Source organism: Oceanospirillum maris DSM 6286, assembly GCF_000422865.1.
GTDB lineage: Bacteria > Pseudomonadota > Gammaproteobacteria > Pseudomonadales > Halomonadaceae > Oceanospirillum > Oceanospirillum maris.
This window is the reverse complement of record NZ_AUGW01000015.1, coordinates 102045-112096: the sequence shown is the minus strand read 5'-3', so window position 1 is coordinate 112096 and position 10052 is coordinate 102045. Positions and strand designations below refer to the sequence as shown.

General features: G+C 44.4%; 10 protein-coding genes and 1 pseudogene. 9 read left to right on the top strand and 2 right to left on the bottom strand.

The features are described 5' to 3' along the window. Positions 1-196 (top strand): transposase (locus tag G517_RS20465; protein WP_084632119.1); only part of this gene is annotated, 196 nt, incomplete at its 5' end. Positions 197-467: 271 nt separating this feature from the next. Here the strand turns inward: G517_RS20465 and pdxR are convergent. Then, on the bottom strand, positions 468-1952 hold the full coding sequence (pdxR, locus tag G517_RS0107565; protein ID WP_028303906.1) for a MocR-like pyridoxine biosynthesis transcription factor PdxR: 1485 nt from the start codon (positions 1950-1952) through the stop codon (positions 468-470). 23 nt (positions 1953-1975) lie between these two features. On the opposite strand from pdxR, the gene G517_RS0107560 reads away from it, so the two are divergent. Together G517_RS0107560 and G517_RS0107555 are read left to right on the top strand one after the other, a co-directional pair. Further along, a complete protein-coding gene (locus tag G517_RS0107560; RefSeq protein ID WP_211224263.1) occupies positions 1976-3256 on the top strand; it encodes a benzoate/H(+) symporter BenE family transporter in 1281 nt (426 codons plus the stop codon). Between the two features lie 17 nt (positions 3257-3273). Beyond that, the gene (locus tag G517_RS0107555) at positions 3274-3732 is read left to right on the top strand and encodes a GNAT family N-acetyltransferase (RefSeq protein ID WP_028303904.1); all 459 of its coding nucleotides are present in this window, start codon (positions 3274-3276) and stop codon (positions 3730-3732) included. A 247-nt stretch (positions 3733-3979) separates the two neighbouring features. On the opposite strand, the gene G517_RS0107550 is transcribed toward G517_RS0107555, so the two are convergent. Beyond that, positions 3980-4774 carry an AraC family transcriptional regulator gene (locus tag G517_RS0107550; RefSeq protein WP_051206203.1) on the bottom strand — a complete coding sequence of 265 codons (795 nt, stop codon included), beginning with the start codon at positions 4772-4774 and terminating at the stop codon, positions 3980-3982. A 102-nt stretch (positions 4775-4876) separates the two neighbouring features. On the opposite strand from G517_RS0107550, the gene G517_RS0107545 reads away from it, so the two are divergent. The 6 genes and pseudogenes from G517_RS0107545 (at position 4877) to G517_RS0107520 (ending at position 9430) form a co-directional block, all read left to right on the top strand. Further along, positions 4877-6547 (top strand): 2-isopropylmalate synthase, encoded by a 1671-nt coding sequence (locus G517_RS0107545; RefSeq protein ID WP_028303902.1) that lies wholly within the window; start codon positions 4877-4879, stop codon positions 6545-6547. A 357-nt stretch (positions 6548-6904) separates the two neighbouring features. Next, a pseudogene (locus tag G517_RS21360) lies at positions 6905-7168 on the top strand (transposase); the annotation flags it as partial. Between the two features lie 239 nt (positions 7169-7407). Next, positions 7408-7737, top strand: coding sequence for a hypothetical protein (locus tag G517_RS18230; RefSeq protein WP_036590781.1), 330 nt, complete (start codon positions 7408-7410; stop codon positions 7735-7737). Next, on the top strand, positions 7734-8240 hold the full coding sequence (locus tag G517_RS0107530) for a hypothetical protein (RefSeq protein WP_028303900.1): 507 nt from the start codon (positions 7734-7736) through the stop codon (positions 8238-8240). The genes G517_RS18230 and G517_RS0107530 overlap by 4 nt, the downstream gene beginning before the upstream one ends. A gap of 14 nt (positions 8241-8254) precedes the next feature. Continuing rightward, positions 8255-8872, top strand: coding sequence for a LysE family translocator (locus G517_RS0107525; RefSeq protein ID WP_028303899.1), 618 nt, complete (start codon positions 8255-8257; stop codon positions 8870-8872). Between the two features lie 105 nt (positions 8873-8977). Next, entirely contained in the window at positions 8978-9430 is a 453-nt protein-coding gene (locus tag G517_RS0107520; protein WP_036590779.1) for a GNAT family N-acetyltransferase, read from the top strand. The last annotated feature ends 622 nt before the right edge of the window (positions 9431-10052 follow it).

Genomic DNA, 10052 nt, shown 5'->3' with positions numbered 1-10052 from the left:
CGACAGCCCCCACGGCAAACAAATCTACAGCCACCGGATGTCCGTTGTCGAACCGGTCTTCGGCAACATCGGCACCAACAAAAAACTGAACCGCTTCAGCCTGAGAAGCAAAACCAAAGTACAGGGCCAATGGCAGCTTTATTGCCTGGTGCATAATGTAGAAAAACTGGCAAAATACGGGCATCTCAGCCAGTAAAACAGAGTGAATACAGCCTTAGAACAGGCACTGAAAGCAGCATGAATCGAGCTGACAGACGACCAAAGCCTAAAAAGGCCGGAAACACAGAATAAACAAACGATTGCCGATAAAAACTGGCAACCGGAAATAAACAACAGAGAGCGAGTTGTTGGTGGGAAAAACGGGTTAGAAACAGGTTTTTCTACAGGCTCGTTATGTGCTCTGCTGAACCGCATTGATAGCTGATATTGCGTAGTATTGTAGGCATATCATGATACGGGGTTATAAACTAACCTGAATTATCAGTAAATACCTTTCTTATTATCTGTATAGCGAGCTCCATCTCACGTTCTGTATAGGCTGCAAACCCAAGTAAAAACCCTGTCTGCGTCGGTGTGGTGATGTACAAGCTAGACAAGCCAGTTAGGGCAATGCCTTTTTCTTTAGCGTCTTCAATAATCACTTTCTCATTCAGTCCGCATATCAGCACGCAGGGCATTTGCATGCCACCTAGCGGCGGTAGTGGTTCTAAAAACTCTTTAAGGTGTGTCCTCACAAGTTTCTCAAGTGTTATTAAACGCTTGGCATACACTTGACGCATTTGCCGAATATAGGCGCCAAAATGACCATTTTCAATAAAACACGCCAGAGTAAGTTGTGAAATTGTTGCCGTATGTCCATCTTGTAATGTTCGTGCTGTGGTCATTGGCGCGACGAGTTGTGCGGGTAAAATCATATAGCCAATACGCACACTCGGAAATAAAGACTTGGTGAAAGTGCCAATGTAAATAGTGCGCTGGTAAGGGTCTAAACCTTGCACGCAGGCGGTTGGTTTTCCGACGTAGTGAAACTCACTGTCGTAATCATCTTCAATAATCCACGCTTGATTCTGCTCAGCCCATTCAATCAGTTCTAAACGTCGCTCAAGCGATAAAGTTGCGCCTGTTGGGTATTGATGTGAGGGCGTTAAAGACACTACTTTTACAGGTGTGGAATGTTGCTTTAATAGGTCAACTCGAATGCCGTGTTGATCGACTGGAATAGGCACTGGGATTAGCCCTGCTGTTTCAAAAGCTTTACGAGCACCTTGATACATGGGGTTTTCAGTAAAAATACGATCGCCAGCATCTAACAGATTGAGTGCACATAGTGCGATGGCTTGCTGCGAGCTGGTTAAAATTAATATGCGTTCTGGTGTTGCATGAGCCCCACGCTCTAAATTCACATAGTGGGCAATGGCGCTGCGTAGTTCTTTGGTGCCTTGCGGATCACTGTGTTGTAACGCTTTAAATTGATAATCTCGAATCACTTGTCGCTCTAAGCGAAGCCACAGCGGTAATGGAAATAGGCGTGTTTCAGGAATACCTGGCGCAAAAGGGTGCGGTGTTAATGCCTCTCTAACGCCTTCATTATTGAGCATACCTTGCCCACGTTTACTCAACTGAATAGTTGGCTGCTTAGTAGGTTGTGTGGCGATTATTCGCTTGGGTTTTTGGAGTTGCGGCACCTCTGCTACAAAACTACCACTGCCAACCTGCCGTTCAATATAGCCTTCCGCATGCAATAAACTGTACGCATTTTCAACCGTATCGCGTGAAACATTAAGTGACAGAGCTAATGCACGCGAAGCAGGCAGGGGATTGTTCGCTTGTAACACGCCATCCAGTATTAACTGACGTAATGCCCGCTGGATGCGCAAATACAGTGGGTACTTTGCATAATCGGGATGCATCAGTGCTGCTTTTACGGACTCCAGTTGTGAGTGTTTGAACAAATGGTCTGCCTGCTAGCTATTAAATGGATGGTTACATCATGCCAAATTCGGCATATAAAACAACTCTTCTTGAACAGTTAACGGGATGGGTTGTGAGTAGATCAATGGAACAAAAAAATACACTTTCAGATTTATGGAACCCTATTGTCGCAGGGCTGGTTTCAGTATTGGTGAACTATGGTGGAACCTTTATTTTGGTTTTTCAGGCGGCGAATGTTGCTGGCTTAAATTCAGAGCAAACAGCTTCTTGGGTTTGGTCGGTGTCAATTGGCGTTGGTATTACAGGAATTATATTAAGTTGGCGCTATCGCGAACCTATTATTACTGCATGGTCTACGCCAGCGGCAGCGTTCTTGGTTGTCGCTTTAGTTTCAACACCTTATGAGCAAGCTGTTGGTGCTTACCTTATTTCTGCTTTAGCTTTTCTTGTGCTTGGGGTTTCGGGTTATTTTGAAAAAGTGATTAAACTGATTCCATCCAGCATCGCCTCAGGTTTATTGGCAGGAATTCTATTGCAGTTTGGTATTAATGCCTTCTCAGGTATAACGCTTGAGCCTGTTTTAGCAGGCGTTTTAATAATTGCTTATCTATTATTTAAACGTATGACAGCTCGTTATGCAGTGGTAGGTATTTTAGTACTGGGGTTAATACTCTTAGTGAGCCAGGGGCGAGTTGACTTTTCGGGGGTTGAATTAGAGTTTGCAGTTCCTGTGTTCACTCAACCTGAATTTTCCTGGCATGCCTTATTGAGTGTGGCGTTACCATTATTTTTGATTACTTTAACGGGGCAATACATGCCGGGAATGTTAGTGCTGCGCAACGATGGTTTTAAAACCAGTGCTAATCCAATTGTGGCTTTAACGGGGCTTGGCTCATTGCTGATGGCACCTTTTGGTTCGCACGCTTTTAACATTGCCGCTATTACCGCTGCGATCTGCACGGGTAAAGAAGCACATGAAGAACCTTCCAAACGTTGGGTTGCGGGTATTGCTGCCGGTGTGTTCTATATTTTGGTGGGTTTATTTGGTGTCACTTTGGCAGCTGTGTTTATGGCATTACCCAGCACTTTTATTACCACACTTGCAGGGCTGGCATTGCTAGGAACTATTGGCAGTAGTCTTACCAATGCGCTGTCAAACAATACAACACGTGAAGCTGCGCTAATCACTTTCTTAGCTTCGGCTTCTAATATTCAATTGTTTGGTATTGGCAGTGCTTTTTGGGGATTATTAATTGGGCTGATCGCTTATGCTGTGTTGAATGGGCGAGTATTCGATCGTCTATATAAAACTTTTCAATCTTAAATCTAGGAATATATAAAATGAAAAAAATTCCCTTACTTGTCTCTGTTGAATCTATACAGATTAATGACTATCAACAATGGCTAGCATTTTGGTTGAAATACCAAGAGTTTTATAAGGTTTCTATATCAGAAGAAACAACACTAGCGACATGGAATCGTTTTTTTGATAACAACGAAAAGGTTTATTGTGCAATCGCAAAATCTTCTGACAAAGTTTTAGGTTTTGTGCATTACCTGTACCATTCTTCTACTTGGGCTATTAATAATTTTTGCTATTTGGAAGATCTTTATGTAGCGCCTAGTGCGAGAGGATTACACGTAGGAAAACAGTTGATTGAATTTGTACAAGAACAGGCAAGAAAGCAACAGTGTGCACGTTTATATTGGCATACACAGGAAACAAATTTACCAGGGCAAAAACTATACGATTGGGTAGCAGTAAAGCCAGGGGTTATTGAGTATAGAATGCCCTTGTAAAGATAGATAAGTATTTCAGAGTGGAATGCAGTACCTCGTGTAAGCAGCTAGAAATCGTAGGCTGTATTTCAGGTGTGCTAACGTAGGCGTGAACGAGTTAAGTCATATGATATTTTCTATCGTTAGACAGCACATAATAAGGCTAGGAACAGCGACTGCTTTTCCGTTGCAGTTTCGCCTTCACTACAAAGCCGCGCGTGCTAGCGGCGTTATAAAGTATGAGATCTCATCTATCAAGGGAGTGTCTTTATCCTTTGTCTTTCATAAAGTCCGATGGACTTTGCCCAAAAAATGCCTTAAAAGCTGCGCTGTATGCACTGTGGCTGCTGTAACCATAGCTTAGGGCAATTTCAGTTATGGGAAGCCCTTCGTTAAGCGCTTCCAGTGAATAGAGCAAGCGTGCTTGTTGCCGCCACTTGCCAAAGGAAATACCTGTTAATTGCACAAATTGACGTTCAAAGGTTTTGGCTGAAATATGCAGTTCGCTTGCCCACTCAGTGATTGGACGTGTATCGGTTAAATGTTGTGTGAAATATTCGCAGACATTGTGATAACGCGCTTCTTTAGGCCAAGGCAACAATAGGTTTATAGCGTGATGACGTTTTAATTCTTCCAATAATAAACTTACTAATAAATTTGCGCGCCTATCTGCTGCGTAGTCAATAGGCAGCAAAGTAGCTGCTTGGATTAGCTCTTTGAGTAATGGCGTGACGTTAATAACAAAGCTGCTGTTAGGTAGTGTTGAATTAGCTGCGTCTGCTTTTACTAATAGGCTACGCACTTGGGTATGACTGCGCATGATCACACAATGCTCTTCACCAGCGGCCAACCAAACCGCTCGGTTAGGAGGTACTAACCAGCGACCAGCATAGGTTTCAATCAGCAAAGTACCTGAAATAGCATACATTAGCTGCGCACTGGATCTGTGCTTATGGAAGGCGATAATATGCCTTTTTGGATAATCTACCGCTATACCGTGTAGCGGCAGTTCGGATTGTTCAAATTGGTTGAGCTTGCAAATATCTGCTTTGGATTTTTCCATAGATGTCTTTTTCTCGATATGATCCGCTCTATTATAGATATCAGTGCATGCAGTTAACACCTAACATTCTAATGAATTCTTGATTGTTAGGAGGCTCTTCCCATGTTGCTTGATCCAAGTCGTAAATATATTCCACACCCATCTGTTCAGTTAGTAGATCGTCAGTGGCCTGATCAGACGATTAGTAAAGCGCCGATCTGGTTATCTACCGATTTAAGAGATGGTAACCAAGCGTTATTTGAGCCAATGAATCTGAATAGAAAGCACCGATTATTTAAGACCTTGGTGCAGGTTGGATTTCAAGAAATAGAGGTAGGTTTTCCAGCCGGCTCGCAAATCGATTTTAAATTTTGTCGCCAGTTAATTGAGCAAGACCTCATTCCAGAAAATATCACCCCTATGGTGATGACGCAGTTACGGCATGACCTTATTGATCGTACTCTGGAAAGTATGAGTGGCGCACGACGTGTAATCGTGCATTTATATAATGCAGTAGCACCAGCTTGGCGTGAGATTGTTTTTGGGTTGACGGTAGAACAGGTTGAGCAGTTAGTTCGTGAGCATGTTCGCTATTTAAAAAGACGTGTTGCTGATTTTCCAGAAACCGAATGGGTGTTGCAGTATTCACCAGAAACATTTTGCATGGCTGAGTTAGAAGTGTCTTTACGGATGTGCCATGCGGCGATGGATGAGTGGCTAGAAGACGATACTCAAACCATGATTATTAACTTGCCTACCACCGTAGAGGTCAGCACACCAAATGTATTTGCGGATCAAATTGAGTGGATGCATCGTCATTTGCAGCGCCGCCAGCAAGTGATTTTATCTGTGCATCCGCATAACGATCGTGGCACAGGAGTCGCTTGTGCAGAGCAGGCTTTATTAGCAGGTACTGATCGAGTGGAGGGTTGTTTGTTTGGCAATGGTGAACGTAGCGGCAACTTGGATTTGGTTACTATTGCTTTGAATATGTACACCCAAGGTATTTCCCCTGGCTTGAACTTTTCAGATATTTTAGGTTTGGCATTAACGGTGGAAGAATGCACGGCAATTGCTTTGCACCCCCGTCACCCTTATGCAGGTGATTTGGTATTCACTGCGTTTTCTGGATCGCACCAAGATGCCATAGCTAAAGGCTTTAAGCGACAACAAGTCGGTGCGCCGTGGCGCACTCCTTACTTGCCGATTGACCCTAAAGACTTAGGGCGCACTTACGATGGAGTTGTACGTGTTAACAGTCAATCTGGCAAAGGCGGTATCGCTTTTTTGCTGGAGCAGGATTATGGCATACAGATGCCACGTCGCATGCAGGTAGAATTCAGCTCAATCGTCCAAAAGCAGGCGGATAGTGCCGAAACAGAACTATCGAGCCAACAACTTTGGGAGCTGTTTACCCGTACCTATTTACAGCCCGAGCAAGCTTCAGGAGTATATGGCTATCAGCGACACTCCTTATTTGAAACTTCATCAGGACAAGAAATTGTGTTGGATTTAAAGTCCACTCAAGGCAAACATCGGCAAGTAAAAGGGCGAGGTAATGGACCCATCGCAGCAACACTGGACGCATTAGCACAGCAAGCAACTGTATTGTCGTATGAAGAGCGAAACCTAGGGCAAGGTAATGATGCAGAAGCGATAGCGTTGATTGAATTATCTATTGATGGCTTATCCGGCTCGTATTTTGGTGTAGGCATTCATACCAATAGCACAACAGCTTCTATCTTTGCTGTGTTAAGTGCATTAGCAAGAATAAGTAGTTTTCAATGTAAATAAATTTGGTGCATATAAAATAAAACTGTTTGTGACTCGCCCCCTCAAGAGGGGGGGACTGTACATTTGTGCACTATGCTTTATAACAAATTGCTGCACTCGGAAAAATCACTTGCTACGCTCCTGATTTTCCGGTGAGCAAGGCGTTCAGGCTGTAGAAAAACCTCCCGAACTATGGTCTGATCGGGTTTTGAAACGCAGGAGGCGGTGATGGCTCGGTTCAAACACTATGACTACAATCAAACGTCGATGGTGGTGATCAATTACCTGGATCAGTTGCAACCCGGTACTTTTAGCATGCCCTGCATTACCTCGTTTCTGAAAAGCTGGATCTGTCCGCGTTTCATCAGCCTTATAAGCCGCCAAGTCAGCTTCCCGTTAAATGACAAACGGCTACCGAGCTATACCGACTGGATGAAACATCGCGTCGACAGCCCTCACGGTAAACAAATCGACAGCCACCGGATGTCCGTTGTCGAACCGGTCTTCGGCAACATCGGGACCAACAAAAGACTGAACCGCTTCAGCCTGAGAAGCAAAACCAAAGTACAGGGTCAATGGCAACTTTATTGTCTGGTACACAATGTAGAAAAACTGGCAAAATACGGGCATCTCAGCCAGTAAAACAGAGTGAATACAGCCTTAAAACAGGCACTGAAAGCAGCACGATACTTGGCTTACAGACAACCAAAGCTTGAAAAGGCCGGAAACACAGAATCAAGCAAGGGTTGCTGAAAAAAACCGGCAATCGAAAACAAACAATAGAGAGCGAGCTGCTGGCAAGAAAAGCCGGCTGAAAACAAGTTTTTCTACAGGCTCGTTAGGTTCCCAATCAAAATACCAATAAACATTAGAAATATGATATGAAATTGTACGTAGAAGAAAAAGTTGGAAGTAAGAAAACAGGGAAACTCTTATTCCTTGATAAAATAGCTCCTACAAAGGGGGAGCTGTTTCGTTTATTGGGTTCAAAAGAGTTTTTTGTTGATGGTGAGAAGTATTTTGTATCGCAAGTTCAGGCAAAAAAATCTTCTGACAATACAGCTCTAGGCATGGTTCTCGGGGGAATACTTGGTCTTGTCGGTGGAGCTGCTGGCGTTGCAGCTGGCGGAGCTATTGGTGGAGTGCTAGGAAAAGATAGCGATATAAAAGAACAGGAGAAAGTAGATAGATTCAACAGGAGTAAGCTGTGAGCAAGCTGAAGTCGTTGAATGTGAGAACTACTGGTGCTGTAGTATTTCTTATAGCTCTAATAGTTGGAGTACAAATTTTCGGTGATGAGATCAAAGAACCACTGAAAGCAATTCTTGAGTCTGGCTGGTTATCCATCGCTGCTTGGGGTTACATTTCAGGAACATTTATTATTCACCAGTACCTCTATTCATCAAGTGAACTAAAAAGAGATAGTTTTATATATAAGCATTTTGGTGTGTATGCTGACACGTTGTTTGGAGCGGCAACTTATGGGTTTGCAGGCACTACATCGCTAGCTTTGTTGAAAGGTTTATACTTACAAACCTTTTATCAGCAATCGTATTTTATCGGGTTTGCAACATTTGATCTTGTATCTATGTTCTTACTGACGTCATTTTTGCTTGTATATTGCTTGTTCAATATATCTGTAATGTTCAAAGATATAGTGTTCCACTCTGGAACTTCAGAGGTCACAGTAAAAGGTAACCTAATTAGGCGTTAAGCACAGGAATCGCTATGAGCCTGCTTGAAATACTAGCTCTTTTTGGAGCAATGGCAGTTTTAGCACTAGTTCCAAGCACTAGTGTCGCTTTAATCGTTGCTCGTTCCTCCTCGGCGGGGTTCTCAAACGGTTGTGCTGTTACGGCGGGTATTGTCGTCGGTGATCTTGCTTTTGTGTTTCTAGCTGTTTTAGGAATGGCTGCGCTGGCAGAAGTAGTGGGCAGTTTTTTCTTAATCCTGAGATATTTAGCAGGCGCGTATCTCATCTGGTTTGGTATAAGCCTCATTAGATCGAAAGCTTCATTGCAGTTAGAGGATTCTGGTCGGTCAGCATCGAAACTATCAGCGAGCTTTCTCTCTGGATTACTCCTCACCCTCGGTGATTTAAAGGCTATATTTTTCTATGCGAGTTTGTTTCCTGCTTTCGTTGATTTAGCCACTATCGGGACAATGGATATAGCAATAATTGCAGGGATAACCATTGTCGCAGTTGGTGGTGTCAAATTGGGCTACGCCTATTTTTCAGGGGTCGTTGCGTCATTCGTAATCAATCATCGAGCAGAACGAGCAGTTAAAGTTGCGGCTGGTGGTTTGATGGTTGGAGCAGGATCCTATCTTATAGCAAAGGCTTAACAATCGGCTGCACAGCGACCGATTTTCCGCCGCTTCGCGGCTCCAAACCGGCGCGTGAGCCGGGCGTTAAACGGCATACACGACCATTGGAAGGTGTCCTCTAGAATGTCTTCAGTCCGAATCCGAGAAGCTATCGAAGCCGACGTAGTAGATATCCAGCTATGCGCTAGGCAAGCGTACTTGAAATACGTGCAGCGCATGGATAGAGAGCCTGCGCCGATGCATGCTGATTTCTCGGACCAAATCGCTAGGGGTTGTGTATCAGTAGCTACAAGCTCGGCGGGCTTGGTGGGCTACGTGGTGGCCTATCCGGAAGGCACACAATTTATGCTTGAAAACGTTGCTGTGCTGCCTGGCTGCAGCGGTCAAGGTATCGGAAAACTACTCATCGAGCATGTCGAAAATACCGCGAAGCAAGCGGGATATAAGACGGTAGAGCTTTACACAAATGAAGCGATGACGGAAAACATCACAATGTACCCAAAACTGGGATACGTCGAAGTCGGCCGGAAGAGCGACAGTGGTTTCAATCGTGTGTTTTTCAGTAAGCAGTTATAGAAAAGCGAGGCAAAGAGCAAATGCCGCTTAATCGGGTAGCCGGAGGTATCTAGCCTCCAGCCCCCACAACACCCTGCATGCGGATCCGCACAGGGCGTTTCCTAAAGATGCTTAAAGCAAGCTGGCCGATTAGCTCCGACTTACTCCAATGCTGGCTTCTGCTTTTGCGCCAATGTTTCTTAGCCCGGTCGGGAATGAAACGTTGAGCTTCACAGGCTCCTCACTGACCTTCAGGTTCAGGCCTTCACCGTGTCCCATCCATTACGCTGGGCGTTTGGCTACTATGCCGTCTGCTGACTTCTGCTTAATCACTAATATAGTTACCCATATCAGCGCTATCGGTTCCATCAAATTTGCTCAAACAGCGTGATGAATTCTGTTTGCCAAGCCTGTTTAAATCAGTAGCTTAGAACTGTTTAGGTTTCCGATCGCCTGTTAAGCAGATCTCCCCAGATAAGGACATGAACTTTCCCTGCGCAACTGCATCATTTACGGTGGCCGTTAGATCACATGGCTTCGTCGTCTTGTGCCAACTCGCCTCCAGCCTACGCCTCATATGATATTCTTGTTCATCAGCTCGCAGTTTTGCTAGCGGCTTCCTTCAGACCAAACCTCGCGGTTA

Bases quoted from the DNA above. Each gene is read 5' to 3' on its own strand.
- G517_RS0107560 (WP_211224263.1), top strand. From the start codon at position 1,976: ATGGATGGTTACATCATGCCAAATTCGGCATATAAAACAACTCTTCTT.
- G517_RS0107555 (WP_028303904.1), top strand. From the start codon at position 3,274: ATGAAAAAAATTCCCTTACTTGTCTCTGTTGAATCTATACAGATTAAT.
- G517_RS0107550 (WP_051206203.1), bottom strand. From the start codon at position 4,774: ATGGAAAAATCCAAAGCAGATATTTGCAAGCTCAACCAATTTGAACAA.
- G517_RS0107545 (WP_028303902.1), top strand. From the start codon at position 4,877: ATGTTGCTTGATCCAAGTCGTAAATATATTCCACACCCATCTGTTCAG.
- G517_RS18230 (WP_036590781.1), top strand. From the start codon at position 7,408: ATGAAATTGTACGTAGAAGAAAAAGTTGGAAGTAAGAAAACAGGGAAA.
- G517_RS0107525 (WP_028303899.1), top strand. From the start codon at position 8,255: ATGAGCCTGCTTGAAATACTAGCTCTTTTTGGAGCAATGGCAGTTTTA.
- G517_RS0107520 (WP_036590779.1), top strand. From the start codon at position 8,978: ATGTCTTCAGTCCGAATCCGAGAAGCTATCGAAGCCGACGTAGTAGAT.